This is a genomic window from Jeotgalicoccus sp. FSL K6-3177, from assembly GCF_038050175.1.
Classification (GTDB): Bacteria; Bacillota; Bacilli; order Staphylococcales; family Salinicoccaceae; genus Jeotgalicoccus; species Jeotgalicoccus nanhaiensis.
Window position 1 is genome coordinate 580,213 of record NZ_JBBOSK010000001.1, and the last position, 15,848, is coordinate 596,060.

Here is a 15,848-nt window from a genome sequence, read left to right on the forward strand (position 1 = left end):
GAAGACCGTATATTAAAAACAGAATAATTAGATAATTAACTGTAAATCAGTATAATAAATAATAAGGAGATGATGACATGAAGAATCAAGATTTTAAACAAACTGTTTACGTCGATCAGTTCACTAACGGTACTTTGGATCCAAACGAAGAAATGTCATTCCGCGTAAAGAATAATGGTAATATTGTCGCAAACACCGCACCGGGCTGCTGGGGCCCGATGATTACTCCCGAGCTGAAGGGCGGTCATGAAGTGACGAAACCTGTATACGTTGAAGGTGCAGAAGCGGGCGATGCGATTGCAATTAAGATTAACTCAATCAGAGTGACATCAGCTGCGACAGCATCAGGGCACGATATGCCGATGGAAGGCCGGTTTAACGGGGATCCATTCGTTGCAGGCATCTGTCCGAATTGCGGTGCGAAGAACCCTAAAACTGTCGTTAAAGGTATCGGACAGGGTGCAATCAGGTGCGCGGAATGCGGTGAAGATGTCACTCCGTTTACATTTACGAACGCTTATACGATGGCTTTTAATGATGATAAATCCCTCGGTATTACGCTGGATAAAGAAGCGGCCGAACGTATCGCAAAAGATGCTAAAGAATATATGAATACGCCGGAAAACTCAATTCAGAATCCGGTTGTGACATTCGCCCCGCACGATATCGTGGGAGCAGTGGCTAGAGTTATTCCGTTTCTCGGCCAGCTCGGCACAGTGCCTAAAAGTGCATTTCCGGATTCTCATAATGCCGGTGACTTTGGGCAGTTTTTAATAGACGCCCCGCACGAGTATGCAAAAACGGCTGAGGAACTTGAAGACAGAACTGATGGTCATATGGATATAAACAGAGTCAGGGAAGGGGCAATCATTCTGTGCCCGGTTAAGATTCCGGGCGGCGGCGTGTATCTTGGTGATATGCACGCCATGCAGGGGAATGGTGAGATTGCAGGCCATACGACAGACGTTGCCGGGATTGTGGATTTGAATGTAAAAGTCATTAAAGATTTAAACATCGATGGTCCGATACTCCTGCCGATAGAGGAAGACCTGCCGCCTGTTGCAAAACCATTTACAGAAGCAGAAATTAAAAAAGCCAAACAGCTTGCTGCTGAATGGAATATTGAGAAACTGGAAACATCATATCCGCTGTCATTTGTCGGAACCGGTGCTGCGCTGAACGAAGCGACGATGAACGGACTGGACAGAGCAGCCAGATTTTTAGGAATAGAAATTACAGAAGTAATGAACCGGGCAACGATTACCGGGTCAATTGATATCGGAAGAAATCCGGGTGTTGTGACTGTGACATTTTTAGTTCCGCTGACACTGCTTGAAAAAGTGAAACTGGATAAGCTTGCAGAAGAGCATTACGGATGAATAATAAAAGAAAAGTGATCAAAGAAGTTCCTGTTGGTTTTCACCAAACAGGAACTTTTTACATTTTGTTGACTATATACAATTACAGATTTAGTATAGGACTATGTTTTTAAAATTTTCTAATTATTCATACTAAAAAGGATGGTTTTGTGATTACTTTAATTAAAAATGCAGAGCTTTATGCTCCGGACTTTATCGGCAAGCAGTCAGTCTTAGTGATTAACGGTAAAATTTCAAAAATTGGAGATGTCGATGAAGAAGCAGTATCCAGCCTCGGGATTGATTATGAAATCATAGACGCCGAAGGTGCTCTTGTCACACCGGGTTTTATCGATCCTCATGTACATTTCCTTGGAGGCGGAGGTGAGGGCGGATTTGCGACCCGCACACCGGAAATTCAAATCAGTGATTTAATTCAGTCGGGTATTACTTCAGCGGCCGGGCTGATCGGAACAGACGGGACTACGCGGCATTTAACTTCTCTTCTTGCTAAAGCCCGGGGTTTAGAAATCGAAGGGATTTCTACATATATTTATACCGGTAATTATGATGTGCCGACACCGACTTTTACTGACAATGTAAAAGATGACGCAATTTTAATCGACAAAGTAATCGGCACTGCTGAAATTGCAATATCTGATTCGAGATCCGGCCAGCCAAGTGTGCATGAACTTGCAAAAATTGTCGGTCAAACCAGAGTGGGCGGTATGTTAAGCGGCAAGGCGGGAATTACCCACTTCCATACAGGGCCCGGCAAAGGTTATTTATCAATACTTCACCAGCTGCTGGATGAATACGAACTGCCAGCATCGAATCTCCATGTGACTCATATAACTAGAAGCAGGGAATTATTTGATGATGCTATCAAACTGGCAGCAAGGGGATCCTTTGTTGATATTACCGCTGATGATACGACTTACGAATGGATTTCCTATTATAAAAAAAATCAGGGGGATTTAAGTAAGCTGACTATATCTTCGGATGGCAACGGCAGTCTGCCTAAATTTAATGAAGAAGGAAAACTGATTGGCTTCGGAGTTGCCAGTACGCGCACCCTATTTAATCAGGTTATTGAAACGATTAAAGCGGGAGAATTATCTTTGGAAGAATCTCTAAGATTAGTGACAGCTAATACTGCAGAAGCCCTGAAACTCGAAGGCAAAGGCGTGATTCAAGTAGGAAGTGACGCTGACTTATTAGTGCTGTCGAAAGATACCTTTGAAATTGAACATGTATTTGCGAAAGGAAAGCATATGATTGAGAACGGAAATTTACTCGTAAAAGGGACTTTTGAATAAGGGGGAGCGCACATATATGAAAAGAAAACCAAATTTATTTGAAGCATTTTCACCTATTGCTGTAATGCTGCTGCTACTGGCAATCGGTTTTGGAGTATTCGGATTAAACCCTGAACCGCTGCTTATACTTTCTTCCGTATATGCAGGATTTATTGCTCTTCGTCTTGGATTTTCATGGGAAGATATGATGAAAGGAATACAGGAAAAAGTGAGCCTGGCCATGCCCGCCATTCTAATCCTCATATCCATCGGGATCTTAATTGGTACCTGGATGATATCCGGCACTATTCCAATGTTAATATACTATGGGCTAGAACTGATTAATCCAACATTCATAGTTTTAATTGCCTTTGTCGTTTCTGCCATTATATCTATAGTCACGGGAACATCATGGGGGTCAGTCGGAACAGTTGGTGTCGCTTTGATGGGAATTGCGACAGGCCTCGAAGCCAATCTTCCGGCTACTGCCGGCGCGATAGTTGCAGGTGCATATTTTGGAGATAAATTATCTCCTTTATCCGACACAACAAATCTTGCGCCGATTGCTGCTGGAAGTGAATTGTATGAACACATTAAACATATGATGTGGACGACGGTTCCGGCAGCTATTGTATCGATGGTTATTTATTTAATCGCAGGATTAAGTATTGCTGACAAAGAAGTTACAGCGCCAGAAACGATGACTACTATGCTGACAACTTTAAATACTATGTTCAGCTGGAATATACTGTTATTATTGCCGCCTGCTCTTATATTATTCGGAGCATTGAGGAAATATCCTACGCTGCCTGTTATTATCTTTTCCTCAATACTTGCAGCAGTTTTAGGAATGATTATACAAGGGTTTACTTTAAAAGATGTGTTTGCTTCAACAGTGACCGGCTTTGATGTCAGCATGGTTAACAAAAACGGATTCGAAGCATCTTCTGTTATACCGGAAGTGCTGGATTTAGTACATCAAGGCGGGATGCAGTCAATGACAAGTGTGATTTTAATCGCCTTCTCAGCCTTTGCATTTGCAGGAATTATGACAAAATCAGGTGCTCTGGAAGTCATTATAGAATATCTGCTTAAATTCGTTAAACGTACGGGAGATTTAATTTTGACAACAGTATTATCGTGTTTAACGATGGCGTTAGTAACAGGCAATTCGTATCTTTCCATCATCGTTCCAGGAGAAATGTTCAAAGATACTTATAAAATGAAAAATCTTGCTGCGAAAAATCTGTCAAGAACATTGGAAGATTCAGGAACAGTTATCGTTCCTTTAATCCCCTGGTCATCTGCAGGAGTATTTATGGCAGGAACGCTTGGAATCCCGACCTTGAGTTACGCACCATGGGCTGTACTATGCTACGTTGGATTTATCTTTGCCATTATTTTAGGATATACGGGAATCGGTATTGCGAAAGATTTGAAAGCAGAGAAAGCTAATTAAATTTAAGTAACAGGCGTCTTCAATAGATTTGGAGATGCCTTATTTTTTGAAAAAAGACTTGATGAAATACTTTTATTAGAGAGACTGTATGGTCATTGTTATACTGTAAATGATTTTAAGTTTACATAAAAAGGGGAATGATTATGCCACATATTAAACTGCTGACAACAGGGGGAACGATTGCCAGCAAACGGGATCCTGTTACAGGACTCCAGCAAACCGGCTTGATAACAGGAGAGGAACTGGCGGGGAAATTGGATTTGCACGACGATATCCGCATCAGCGTAGAGGAGATTATTAAAGTCTCAAGCAGTGCCATTACTTTTGACAACCTGATAACGATAAAAAACGCGGTGCTGGAAGCGGTCAATGACGACGATGTGGATGGCATCGTACTTACGCACGGCACTGACACGCTTGAAGAAACGTCTTATTTCCTAAGTCAGGTTATACCAGCAGGAAAAGCAGTCGTCGTCACAGGGTCACAGCGCGGACCGGAACTGATTGGTACCGATGCTTATGCCAATCTGCAGGATGCTATTACACTGGCAGCAGATGAAGGAGCGGCAAAAATCGGTGTCAGCGTCCTATTTAATTCAAAAGTATTTATGCCGAGATTTGTAAAAAAAGTGAACGCGATGAACGTTGACGGTTTTGGCGGCGGAGGCACAGGATACCTCGGCACGGTGGATGGCCATGATGTAAAAATTTATCAGTATCCGGCACACGACAGGACATATAAAGTTCAAGGAGAATTACCTGAAGTCGATATTATTAAATGTGCTTTAGGTACAGATGCGAAATTTATCGATTGTGCAATTGACCATAAAGTCAAAGGTCTTGTTATTGAAACAATGGGTAGAGGCCATGCAAATGACCTCGTTGCTGCCGGGGTAAAAAGAGCGGTCGATGCGGGAATTAAGGTTGTTATTACTTCCGCCTCCAATGAAGGCGATGTAAAGGTGGCTTATGACTTTTCAGGCGGTATTTCACAATTTGAAAAAGACGGTGCAGTGAACGGCGGTTCTTACGACAGTAAAAAAGCGAGGTTGAAACTCGCAATAATGCTGGCTGCAGGGGAAGAGGTTACTGCAGAGGATTTTAAATACTAAGCAATAAAGAAACCGGAGCAAATGGGGATTTGCTCCGGTGTTTTTGAATACTTAATTATTCACCTGCTGCGGTAACCTTATAAATCATACCGCCATCAGTAGCTGCAACCAGCGCGCCATCCTCAGTTACAAGAATATCGCGGAAACGTTGTCCTTCATCAGTTAACAGACGTTCTTCTCCAACAACCATGTCATCTTCAATGACGACACGTACAATATAGTTCGGTGCCAGACCGCCGATAAACAAGTTGTTCTCCCATTCAGGAATGGCGTCGTTATCATAGAATGACATACCGCTTGGTGCACTCGTTGGATCCCAGTAATATACTGGTTCAACAAAGCCCTGCGCTTCGTGTTCTGAAATACCGTCATTGATTAATTCACCGCTGTACTCGATACCGTAAGACACAGTCGGCCATCCATAGTTAGAACCCGGTTCAATAATATTCAATTCATCCCCGGCCTGTGGACCGAATTCAACAATCCACAAATCTCCTGTTTCTGGGTTGAAATCCACACCTTGAATATTCCGGTGACCGTAGCTGTATATACCATCCAGTGCGTCTTCATCTTCGATAAATGGATTCGAATCTACTGGTTCTCCGTCCTGCGTAATGTGAATGACTTTACCTAAATAAGCATCTAAGTCCTGTGCACGTTCACGAATTGGATCGTCTGAGCGCTCACCAGTTGTTAAGAACAAGTTGCCATCTTCATCAAAAATAATACGTCCGCCATAGTGTAAGGTGCCGTCATAGGCTGGTTCTGCCTCGAAGATAACTTCAAAATCTTCAAGTGAGGTCTCATCTTCTGATAACATACCCTTACCGACAGCAGTTAAAGTACCATCGTCCTTATCTTCGGAAAACGTCATAAACACTAGCCTTGATTCGTCGAAATCAGGTGCGACGGTTACATCAAGTAAACCACCCTGATCTTCGTTATTTACTTCCGGTGTGCCTTCGATTGGATCTGAAACAGAACCATCTTCAAGGTTTAAAATAAGAAGTTCTGCGGAGTCCCTTTGCGTAACAAGCAAGCGGTTCGTATCAAACTCTTCCATACCCCAGGACACATCAAGACCCTCAGCAACAACTTCCACATTCAATTCCGCTTCAGTCTCTACTTTAGGCGCTCTGGTTTGTTCTGGAAATGCTGGTTCAAACTCAGTTACTTTTGGTTCAGTTTCAGCACTTTCTTCCGTTGAAGTTTCCGATTCATCGGTTGATTCTTCCGTTGCGGTTTCCGGGTCGTCAGCTGATTCTTCTGTTGCAGTCTCTGATTCATCCGTCGTTGCTTCTTCTGAAGTACTATCATCATTGCCGCATGCTGCCAACGCCAATACAAAGATTAGCATTGTAAAGAACAATAATCTCGACGACGAAACTTTCGGCATTGTTTTCTTCTCCCTTCTTAAAATAGTAGTGTCTTTTAGATTAATCTTATCACAATTTTCAGAAAACTAAAGAATTATGTGCTGGATTCGCACATGAAAATCCGCGACAAATAGGGATTAGACCGATATCTTTGTGAGTTTATTTATTTTAATTAGATGTTAAACATGCCGTCCGAACCGTATTTATTTGGTTCTTTATCACCGGGCAGGACGAACAGAATTAAACAGTAAATGAAAATAATCGTTCCAAAAACGAAACATAAAATACTGATGACTAATACGATGCCAACAGTTGTATCGCCGTCAGTACCGTGCCAGGCAAAAATTCCGATAAAACCGGCAACTAAACCGTAAGGTGCAGCAACCGCACTGATTGGAAACAGAACCGCGAACAGCATTGTCCGGTTTGTATCATGCAGTCGCCTTGCTGTGACCGTAAAAGAAGGCACCATGGTCAGCAGTAACACATATCTTGCAAGCGGAATTTGTATAACTGCACTAAAGTAAAAAACAAAAAGAAAGATAAAAATATGAATCAGAAAAGGTACCCAGAAGTCAGAACGGGTCGATCTTCCGCTGAAATCAAAAGTGCGTTTCCAGAAATCTATGTAGCTTTTAAATATCATCTGAAACCCTCCCAGAAGTCATTTTGGTGTGAATATTAACAAGTCCGTTTTGCTATTTATCAAACTCGAGAATGTATTTTGCAACTTCTTCGCCAATTTCTTCGAGCAGATAGTGGCCGCAGTTCTTAAGTTCATATCCTGTCACATTATTAATCGACTGCTTCCATATTTCTTCAACATGCAACCCCGATAAATTTCCGTTTTCTGCCCAAAGCAGCAGCGTGTCGATGTTTAATTTATCTTCTGATTCAACCATTTCCTGATAGTCCGGCAGATCAAATTTATACGATGCTCTGTAATCACTTAACGCTGCTTTCACTGCTCTCGGCTTTTTCCAGTGTGAGAGATACTCCTCCCACGAGCCATCTGAATTTAAGCGTTCGAATAAACCATCACCGCGGCTGAGCAGGAATTTTAAATACTCTTCTTCCTTGCCTGAAATTAGAGTTTCCGGAAGGTCGGGCACAACTTGAAATACCCAATGCCAATATTTTTTCGCAGCTTCTTCAGCAGATAAAGAATACACATATTCCATCGGCATAATTTCGATCAGAGCAAGACGATTAATTAATTCCGGATAATCATAGACCATTCTTCGTGCAACTCTTGCACCGCGGTCATGACCGACGACATAAGCACTGGTAAGCTTCAACTCAGCTAATATTCCTGCGATATCACTCGCCATAAGTTTATTTGTATAATTTTTAATGCCTTCAGGTTTGTCTGAATCTCCGTAACCCCTGAGATCTACGGCAACAATTTTATAATGTTCTTCAAGATGGGGGATTACATTTCGCCACGTAATCCAGCTTTCGGGGAAACCATGCAGCAGCAGGCAGACAGGACCATTTTCAATGCCGCCTGTGACGTAATGCAGTTTAATACCATTAATGTTTGTGTAATGACTATCCATTTTATCTTTCTCCTTCTTTTACAAGATTAAAAATTTCCCTTTAATGGATGCATACCCATTATCGTCCCGATGAAGCACTCGCATACGTTCGCAAACGAATACTTATCCCAAGCTATTTACCGTTTCATAAAACCCTCTAAATGATACAATAGCGGTAACATTATTTTAGGAGGCACACAGATGGAATCGATTACGTTAATGGAAGCTTATGCGATTGAAACTTTGAGAGGAAATGGCATAAGCAACGATAAAATTATTGAAAATATTAAAGCAAATGATCTTGAGGAATTCAAGGCAGTTAAAGAGAATATGGATTTTGATGCTTTAGTGAAGCTGAGCAAAAATGCTGACTTTGAGGCTATTGTAAACGACGGCTACAAAGTGAAGTTCCTTACTTTCAATGGTCTTAAAAACTTAATTAAAATGAAGTTCGGCAAATTTGCTGATGAAGATTACCAGGTCGATGAATTTGTCATTTCAGGACTTGAACTCGATGAAAACCAGCAGAAAGATTTAGAGAATATTCTGTCCGCGAACTGGACACTGTCAAGTGAAGCTGGCGGCGTAACTGTTAAACCGACAAAGTAAATTTTACGAGGAGGTTATTTTTATGAAAGCTGTATATCATGAAGGTGTACAGAGTCTTGAAGGTATTAAATTCGGTGAAGTGGAACAGGATAAAATGGGTGACGATGAGGTCATCGTTAAATTAAAAACAGCAGGTTTGAATCACAGAGACTTATTTATCCCGAACAGGCACGATGAAAATGACCCACCGCTTGTGCTCGGTTCTGACGGTGCAGGGATTGTCGATTCTGTCGGCGCGAATGTGACCAACGTTAAGCCGGGTGACGAAGTCATCATCAATCCTTCGCTCGGCTGGAGAGAAAATAGCGCGGTGCCGCCGGAAGGTTTTGAAATTACCGGTTTTCCGTTCAACGGCACTTTCGCAGAGTACATCACCATACCTCGAGAAAATGCTGTAGCGAAGCCTGAACATTTAAACTGGGAAGAAGCCGGGGTGCTCGCTTTATCTGCGATGACCGCCTACCGCGCGATGTTTACGAGAGGGCAGCTTGAAGCTCGGCAAACGGTCCTGATTCCCGGTGCAACAGGCGGGGCAGGAACTTATCTTCTGCAGTTTGCTAAGGCTGCCGGGGCCACAGTCTATGTTACTTCGCGTTCAGAAGAAAAACGTCAAGAAGCGCTGAAACTCGGTGCTGATAAAGCGCTTGATTCTGAAGCGGACTGGGGTGAGCAGCTCGGCGGTGAGAAGGTCGATCTCGTTATTGAAAGTGTCGGTGCGGCAACTTTTAATCAGTCCCTGGACCAGCTGAAGCGGGGCGGAACTTTAGTCGCTTTCGGTGCGTCTGCAGGAGACACTGTCGACTTTGATCTCCGCAAGTTTTTCTACGGCCAGTTCAATTTGCTCGGCTCAACGATGGCGAGTGCAGAAGAACTTCAGGAGATGCTTGGTTTTATCGAAAAACACAACATTAAACCGGTAATGGATAAGACATTTAAACTCGAAGATTATAAAGAGGCATTTAATCATCTTGAAAATGCCGGCATGATGGGCAAGATTGCCTTTACTTTATAATTCTTAAATTATTCGAAAATTCTGCTTGCAAATTGTAAAAAGATAATTTATGCTTGTTTTGTGACAAAAATATGAACAGGAGGTAAGGCGTTATGAAATTATTACAGCAAACTCAAAAAACTGCAATTTCACAAACAAATATCCATACCTCTCTACTTTCACAATTATAAATTATTCTAAAATAAGATATATTTGAAAATGGAGAGGCATGTCCTCTCTATTTTTATGCAATTTTTAAGCGTGCACATTAATAGTGCGCGCTTTTTTTGCGCTTTTTCTGAGAGGATAAACACCATCACAGCGAAATAATTCAAAGGGAAATTTGGGGGTAAAATGAATTATGCTTAATTACATCAGGAAAATCAGCTGGTATATTCTCTCGAACAAAAAACGTTATGCATTGATTGTCTTATTTTTACTAATTGCGAACGTCCTCGATATCATTCCGCCGCAGCTGATCGGCCGGACTATCGATTTAATCAATAACGGTGAACTGACCAAGGGAATGACGCGCAATATTCTTCTGATTTTTGCAGCGGTAATTGTTGGAGCTTATATTGTCAGTTACTGGTGGGGCTACCTGCTCTTTGAAGGGGCAATTAAAATCGAATCTATCTTACGCAGCCGTCTGATGCGTAAATTTCTGCTGCTGTCGCCGAGTTTTTATGAAAAAAGCAAAACCGGTGATTTAATGGCAAAAGCAACGAACGATCTTCGAACAGTGAACATGGCAACAGGATTCGGGATTATTACACTGCTCGACTCAACGACCTTTTTACTGACAATTGTCTTGGTTATGGGCATTACGATCAGCTGGCAGCTGACATTTTTTGCGCTGCTGCCGCTGCCTCTGCTTGCAATTATTGAGTCCCGTCTCGGTAAGATGATCAACAAGCGTCATAAATCTTCCCAGGAAGCTTTCGGCGTTATGAATGACGCGGTCCTGGAAGTGGTTGAAGGGGTCAGGCTGACCCGCAGTTATGTGCAGGAAGATGCTGAAAACAAAAGATTCCATAACTTGACTGAGAACTACTTGAAGAGATTTATGAAAGTGGAAAAACTCGACGCCTTCTTTCAGCCGCTGACGATTATCGTCGTATCAACAAGTATTGCGATATCGTTCAGCTACGGTGCAGTGCTCGTCAATAACGGTGTGATTACTGTCGGCGAACTCATTACATTTAACGTTTACTTAAACATGCTGATTTGGCCGATGTTTGCTCTCGGTATGCTATTTAATATTATGGAGCGCGGCAATGCATCTTACGACCGTATTCAAAATGTACTCGACGAAACTGATGATTTGGAAGACAGCGGCAGGGATACAGTGCATGATACAAACTTCAACTTTAACGAAGTAACTTTTAAATATCCGACAGGAACCCGCAACAGCCTTGAGAACATTACACTCGAGCTGAACAAAGGCGAGACACTCGGCGTAGTCGGCAAGACCGGCAGCGGCAAGTCGACCTTTATCAAGCAGCTGTTAAAAATATATCCGGAAGGCACCGGAGATTTAATTATCGACGGTGTGAATATTTCACAGCTCGACCGCAAAAAATTGCGAGACAAGCTCGGCTATGTTTCTCAGGAAAACATTCTGTTTTCGCGCACTGTCAGAGAGAACATTATGTTCGGTAAACCGGATGCAACCGAAGAGGAAATGATGGAAGCGATCCGTTTGAGTGCTTTTGATGAAGATCTGAAGCGCATGCCGGAAGGTCTCGATACGCTCGTCGGGGAAAAAGGGGTGTCGTTAAGCGGCGGCCAGAAGCAGCGCATCTCAATTGCGAGGAGCCTGATCAGAAAACCGGATATTCTCATACTTGATGATGCCTTAAGTGCTGTCGATGCACGAACTGAACAGAGAATTATCGGCCATATTAAAAACACCCGTGAAGACAAAACGACAATTATTATTACGCACCGTTTATCAGCAGTGCATCATGCCGATAAAATTATCGTACTGGAAGACGGCAGAATTGTTGAATCAGGTACCCACAGAGAGCTGTCTCAGGTGAGCGGCTGGTATTCAAAACAGAATGATTATTTTCTTAAAGGAGGTGAGCCGGAATGAAGGAAATGCTAAAGCTGCTGCCTTATATTAAGCAGTACAAAGGAATGTTCACAGGCGGCATACTTTTAATGATTTGCATGGTCGGCTTTGAACTCGCCGGCCCGCTGATTGCAGCGGCAATTATCGATAACCATATTAAACTCGGTGAAGGGAACATTTTAATACGCCCGATTTTATATTTAGTTGCCTTATTTTTAACGATAAAAATGATGCATGCGGTTGCGAGCTACTATGCTCAGATTGTCTTAATTTCTGCCGGAACAAGAGCTGTTCAAAAAATGCGGCTCGATGTGTTTAAACACGTTCAGCAGCTGCCGATACGGTATTTTGATAATCTGCCGGCAGGTAAAGTTGTTGCGAGAATTACAAATGATACAGAATCGATACTGCAGCTGTTTGCTTCGGTCATTCCGATGTTTATGGTGAGCATTTTAACTATCTTCAGTATTACGGCGATTGTCTTTTATGTCCACTTCTGGACAGGTGTTGTCATGCTTCTGTTCATTCCGGTCATTATTATCTGGAGTGTGCTCTATAAGAAATATTCCAATGAGAATAATCATATTAAACGGGAAAGAAACAGCGATATGAACGCGATGATAAATGAATCGATTAACGGCATGCCGATTATTCAAGTTTTTAACCGTGAAGAACAGGTCAGAAGCGAGTTCGAAAAAATTAACGATGAGTATTACGACAGTGCGAGCGGACTCGTCAAACTGGAAAGCCTGTCTGGAGAAAATCTGGCAAACTCTATCCGTTCGCTGGTTTTCGCCATACTCGTATATATTTTTGCAAGCACTTTTCTCGGAGACACCGGGGCGCTGACGGTCGGTCTGATGTACCTGCTTGTCGACTACATTACCCGCTTCTTTAATCCGCTGTTTAATATTATCGGTCAGTTGAGTATTTTTGAGCAGGCGCGTGTAGCGGCAAATAAAGTCTTTGAAATGCTGGAGAGTGAGCCTGAAAAGAAAGAAGGTCAGCTGCTGCAGGAGTTCAACGGCAAGATTTCATTTCGCAACGTGAATTTTTCATATGACGGCAAAAGAGATGTCTTAAAAAATATTAATATCGATGCGGCCGAAGGTGAAACGGTGGCTCTGGTCGGTCATACCGGCTCGGGTAAAAGTTCGATTATTAATCTTTTAATGCGGTTTTACGACCCGAGTGAAGGTGCGATTTACTTCGATGAGTCCGATACGAAGCAAATCGATAAACAAAGTTTAAGACAGTTTATGTCGATCGTGCTGCAGGATCCGTTTATATACAGCGGAACACTGCTCTATAACGTAAGGCTGAACAATGAAAATATATCGGAAGAGGAAGTAATTAAAGCCCTTGAAGATGTCGGGGCGGGGGCGCTTATGACGCGTCTTCCTGACGGTGTTCATTCCGAGCTCACAGAGCGGGGCGCGACGCTTTCTTTAGGTGAAAGACAGCTGATCTCATTTGCCCGGGCACTCGCCTTTAATCCAAAAGTGCTCGTGCTGGATGAGGCGACGAGTAATATCGATTCGGAAACAGAGCAGCTGATCCAGTATGCAATGAGTGTTGTATCAAAAGACCGTACGACCTTTATCATTGCGCACAGGCTGTCGACAATACAGCATGCAGACCAAATTATACTCTTAGAAAACGGTGAAATTAAAGAGCAGGGCAATCATCAGGAATTAATAGAGTTAGGTCAAACTTACAGCAGAATGTATGAAATGCAGATAGGATAATAATTGCTGTCGTCTTACAAATGTAATACAATAATTTTAGAAATATATTTAAGAGGAGGTAACTCAATGCCAACTATTACTATTAGAGTAACTGAAGAGGAAAATGAATTCTTAAGGTACATGGCAAACTTTCTTGGTAAAAGTATTACTGAAGTTGTTAAAAATTACACTATTGAAGAACTGGAAGACATATATGATGTGAATTCAGCGGATAAAGCATATAAAGAATGGTCTGAAGATAACGAGGAAGTAATCAGTCTTGAAGACGTTAAAAAAGAATTTGGTTATTAGATGAAGTATAAATTATTATTCAATAAAAAAGTTTTAAAAACGCTGAAAAAACTTGATGCCAACGATAGAAAAATAATTATTAAGTGGCTAGAAAAAAATATAGAAAATTCTCCTGAACCAAGACAGTTTGGTAAGGCGCTTAAAGGAAACCTTAGAGATTACTGGAGGTATAGAATAGGCAAATATCGTGTGATTGTTTCAATTAATGATGATGAGCTTGTTGTGCTTACGATTGATGTAGGGCATAGAAAAGACATTTACTGACAATGGAGGATGAAAATGCCAACACAACAATACTGGAAAGAATTTATTAATGAATATCCGAAATACAAAGAGAAGAGTTACACAGCATGGCAGTTCGGAGCCGATCCGGATGAACTTGCAGAACTCGTCATTTCAGGAAAGAAAACTTTAACATGCAGCAGCTTAAAAGAGTACGAGTTAGAGAATGAGAGTCTCCCTAAAGCTGGAGAATTAAGTATCGTACTTGGTGCAGATGATACTCCGAAATGTATTATCGAATGTACGAAAATGTATACAATCGTTTTTAAAGATGCTGGCGAAGAAATCGCTTATAAAGAAGGCGAAGGCGATCGGTCTTTATCGTATTGGAGACAGGCACACCTTGATTTCTTTGGCTGGCTGTATCCTGAAATGGGTCTCGAATTTAACGAGGACGAAAAAATTGTCGTTGAAGAGTTTAAACGTATATATGTGTAAGGATATAGTTAAAAGTTATAGCCGACCATGAATTTAAACGTTAATGCTATTGCAGCGAACCCGTGCTACTATACAATTATATTAAAGAAATGAAGGAGTGGTCAGCTATGTCACCAGTAGCAGTAAAAACAGCACCTTTTAAATTTGATAACGTCGGGAGTTTTTTACGTCCCGCTAAATTAAAAGCAGCACGCGAGGATTTTAAAAATGGCAGCATTTCACAGGATGAACTGACTTCAGTTGAAAACGAAGCGATTAAAGAATTAGTTCAAAAACAGAAAGATATCGGCTTACAGGCAATTACAGATGGAGAATTCCGCCGTTCGTGGTGGCATCTCGATTTCTTCTGGGGACTTAACGGCGTTGAAAAATCTGATGTTGAGAATGGCTATAACTTTGTTGCTGTCGAAACGAGAGCTGAAACAGCACGCCTGACAGGAAAAATCAGCGGAGAGAATCATCCGTTTATCGAACATTTTAAATTTGTTAATCAGTTTGCAGATGGAGACGTTATTGCACGCCAGACGATTCCGGCACCTGCACAGTTTTTAAGAGAGCTGACACGTCCGGAAATTAAAGCGGCGACAGAAGAAATTTATCCGGATGAAGGAGAGCTGCTTCAGGATATTGCAGCGGCTTACCGCACCTTCATTAAAGAGCTGCACGAAGCGGGCTGTACGAATCTGCAGCTGGATGACTGCACATGGGGCATGATTGTCGATGAGAATTTCTGGAAAGACAGAACCGACGATCTGACGATTGAATCACTTAGCGAACAATACGTTGAACTGAATAACAGCGCGATTGAAGGAAAGCCTGAAGGACTGACAATTACAACACACGTCTGCCGCGGCAACTACCGTTCAACCTGGGCATCATCAGGTGCATACGACAAAGTGTCAGATGAGCTCTTCGGCAAAGAAAATGTTGCAGGCTATTATCTCGAGTTTGATACAGAACGTGCCGGCGGCTTTGAATCGCTTAGCAAAGTGAGCGGCGACAAACAAGTTGTACTTGGGCTGATTTCATCGAAAGTGCCTGAACTTGAAGATAAAGAAGATATTAAGGCGCGCATCGAAGAAGCGGCGAAGTACATCGATAAGGACAGATTATGTCTCAGCCCGCAATGCGGATTTGCTTCAACTGAAGAAGGTAATAATCTGACTGAAGAAGAGCAGTGGGCAAAACTTCAGCTGGTAAAAGAAATCTCCGACGAAGTTTGGGGAGCATAAAGTAAAAAACGCTGTATGGAGCTTGACTCCATACAGCGT

The 15,848-nt window shown here is 42.1% G+C and carries 15 protein-coding genes; 12 read left to right on the forward strand and 3 right to left on the reverse strand.

From position 1 onward, the window contains the following. Positions 1 to 77: 77 nt before the first annotated feature. From MHH58_RS02955 to MHH58_RS02970, 4 genes are all read left to right on the forward strand, one after another. Positions 78 to 1,379, forward strand: coding sequence for an acetamidase/formamidase family protein (locus MHH58_RS02955; RefSeq protein ID WP_341344996.1), 1,302 nt, complete (start codon positions 78 to 80; stop codon positions 1,377 to 1,379). A 149-nt stretch (positions 1,380 to 1,528) separates the two neighbouring features. Further along, positions 1,529 to 2,677 (forward strand): beta-aspartyl-peptidase, encoded by a 1,149-nt coding sequence (gene iadA / locus MHH58_RS02960; RefSeq protein ID WP_341344997.1) that lies wholly within the window; start codon positions 1,529 to 1,531, stop codon positions 2,675 to 2,677. Between the two features lie 16 nt (positions 2,678 to 2,693). Next, positions 2,694 to 4,115, forward strand: coding sequence for a Na+/H+ antiporter NhaC (gene nhaC / locus MHH58_RS02965; RefSeq protein WP_341344998.1), 1,422 nt, complete (start codon positions 2,694 to 2,696; stop codon positions 4,113 to 4,115). A gap of 143 nt (positions 4,116 to 4,258) precedes the next feature. After that, a complete protein-coding gene (locus MHH58_RS02970; protein ID WP_341344999.1) occupies positions 4,259 to 5,227 on the forward strand; it encodes an asparaginase in 969 nt (322 codons plus the stop codon). Between the two features lie 55 nt (positions 5,228 to 5,282). Here MHH58_RS02970 and MHH58_RS02975 read toward each other — a convergent pair whose 3' ends face one another. The 3 genes from MHH58_RS02975 to MHH58_RS02985 form a co-directional block, all read right to left on the reverse strand. Next, entirely contained in the window at positions 5,283 to 6,623 is a 1,341-nt protein-coding gene (locus MHH58_RS02975; protein WP_341345000.1) for a PQQ-dependent sugar dehydrogenase, read from the reverse strand. A gap of 152 nt (positions 6,624 to 6,775) precedes the next feature. Further along, positions 6,776 to 7,249 carry a DUF805 domain-containing protein gene (locus MHH58_RS02980; protein ID WP_341345001.1) on the reverse strand — a complete coding sequence of 158 codons (474 nt, stop codon included), beginning with the start codon at positions 7,247 to 7,249 and terminating at the stop codon, positions 6,776 to 6,778. Positions 7,250 to 7,301: 52 nt separating this feature from the next. Beyond that, complete coding sequence (locus MHH58_RS02985; RefSeq protein WP_341345002.1) at positions 7,302 to 8,162, reverse strand: alpha/beta fold hydrolase; 861 nt, start codon at positions 8,160 to 8,162, stop codon at positions 7,302 to 7,304. A gap of 180 nt (positions 8,163 to 8,342) precedes the next feature. On the opposite strand from MHH58_RS02985, the gene MHH58_RS02990 reads away from it, so the two are divergent. The 8 genes from MHH58_RS02990 to MHH58_RS03025 all read left to right on the forward strand — a co-directional run bounded on the left by MHH58_RS02990 (position 8,343) and on the right by MHH58_RS03025 (position 15,809). After that, positions 8,343 to 8,750, forward strand: a complete 408-nt coding sequence (locus MHH58_RS02990; RefSeq protein WP_341345003.1) for a hypothetical protein — start codon at positions 8,343 to 8,345, stop codon at positions 8,748 to 8,750. Between the two features lie 22 nt (positions 8,751 to 8,772). Continuing rightward, positions 8,773 to 9,762 (forward strand): zinc-binding dehydrogenase, encoded by a 990-nt coding sequence (locus tag MHH58_RS02995; RefSeq protein WP_341345004.1) that lies wholly within the window; start codon positions 8,773 to 8,775, stop codon positions 9,760 to 9,762. Between the two features lie 340 nt (positions 9,763 to 10,102). Beyond that, the gene (locus MHH58_RS03000) at positions 10,103 to 11,839 is read left to right on the forward strand and encodes an ABC transporter ATP-binding protein (RefSeq protein WP_341345005.1); all 1,737 of its coding nucleotides are present in this window, start codon (positions 10,103 to 10,105) and stop codon (positions 11,837 to 11,839) included. Beyond that, on the forward strand, positions 11,836 to 13,566 hold the full coding sequence (locus MHH58_RS03005) for an ABC transporter ATP-binding protein (protein WP_341345006.1): 1,731 nt from the start codon (positions 11,836 to 11,838) through the stop codon (positions 13,564 to 13,566). Before MHH58_RS03000 ends, MHH58_RS03005 begins: the two co-directional genes overlap by 4 nt. Positions 13,567 to 13,632: 66 nt before the next feature. Then, complete coding sequence (gene relB / locus MHH58_RS03010; protein ID WP_135096224.1) at positions 13,633 to 13,857, forward strand: type II toxin-antitoxin system RelB family antitoxin; 225 nt, start codon at positions 13,633 to 13,635, stop codon at positions 13,855 to 13,857. Next, on the forward strand, positions 13,858 to 14,121 hold the full coding sequence (locus MHH58_RS03015; protein WP_341345007.1) for a type II toxin-antitoxin system RelE family toxin: 264 nt from the start codon (positions 13,858 to 13,860) through the stop codon (positions 14,119 to 14,121). It abuts the gene before it with no gap. Positions 14,122 to 14,136: 15 nt separating this feature from the next. Next, on the forward strand, positions 14,137 to 14,577 hold the full coding sequence (locus tag MHH58_RS03020) for an ASCH domain-containing protein (protein ID WP_341345008.1): 441 nt from the start codon (positions 14,137 to 14,139) through the stop codon (positions 14,575 to 14,577). A gap of 89 nt (positions 14,578 to 14,666) precedes the next feature. Further along, on the forward strand, positions 14,667 to 15,809 hold the full coding sequence (locus MHH58_RS03025; RefSeq protein ID WP_341345009.1) for a 5-methyltetrahydropteroyltriglutamate--homocysteine S-methyltransferase: 1,143 nt from the start codon (positions 14,667 to 14,669) through the stop codon (positions 15,807 to 15,809). Positions 15,810 to 15,848 lie beyond the last annotated feature (39 nt).

Excerpts from the sequence above, each read along its gene's own strand:
- MHH58_RS03005 (WP_341345006.1), top strand. The coding sequence starts at position 11,836 with ATGAAGGAAATGCTAAAGCTGCTGCCTTATATTAAGCAGTACAAAGGA.
- relB (WP_135096224.1), top strand. The coding sequence starts at position 13,633 with ATGCCAACTATTACTATTAGAGTAACTGAAGAGGAAAATGAATTCTTA.
- MHH58_RS02990 (WP_341345003.1), top strand. The coding sequence starts at position 8,343 with ATGGAATCGATTACGTTAATGGAAGCTTATGCGATTGAAACTTTGAGA.
- nhaC (WP_341344998.1), top strand. The coding sequence starts at position 2,694 with ATGAAAAGAAAACCAAATTTATTTGAAGCATTTTCACCTATTGCTGTA.
- MHH58_RS03015 (WP_341345007.1), top strand. The coding sequence starts at position 13,858 with ATGAAGTATAAATTATTATTCAATAAAAAAGTTTTAAAAACGCTGAAA.
- MHH58_RS03000 (WP_341345005.1), top strand. The coding sequence starts at position 10,103 with ATGCTTAATTACATCAGGAAAATCAGCTGGTATATTCTCTCGAACAAA.
- MHH58_RS03020 (WP_341345008.1), top strand. The coding sequence starts at position 14,137 with ATGCCAACACAACAATACTGGAAAGAATTTATTAATGAATATCCGAAA.
- MHH58_RS02955 (WP_341344996.1), top strand. The coding sequence starts at position 78 with ATGAAGAATCAAGATTTTAAACAAACTGTTTACGTCGATCAGTTCACT.
- MHH58_RS02985 (WP_341345002.1), bottom strand. The coding sequence starts at position 8,162 with ATGGATAGTCATTACACAAACATTAATGGTATTAAACTGCATTACGTC.
- MHH58_RS02995 (WP_341345004.1), top strand. The coding sequence starts at position 8,773 with ATGAAAGCTGTATATCATGAAGGTGTACAGAGTCTTGAAGGTATTAAA.
- MHH58_RS02970 (WP_341344999.1), top strand. The coding sequence starts at position 4,259 with ATGCCACATATTAAACTGCTGACAACAGGGGGAACGATTGCCAGCAAA.
- MHH58_RS03025 (WP_341345009.1), top strand. The coding sequence starts at position 14,667 with ATGAAGGAGTGGTCAGCTATGTCACCAGTAGCAGTAAAAACAGCACCT.
- MHH58_RS02975 (WP_341345000.1), bottom strand. The coding sequence starts at position 6,623 with ATGCCGAAAGTTTCGTCGTCGAGATTATTGTTCTTTACAATGCTAATC.
- MHH58_RS02980 (WP_341345001.1), bottom strand. The coding sequence starts at position 7,249 with ATGATATTTAAAAGCTACATAGATTTCTGGAAACGCACTTTTGATTTC.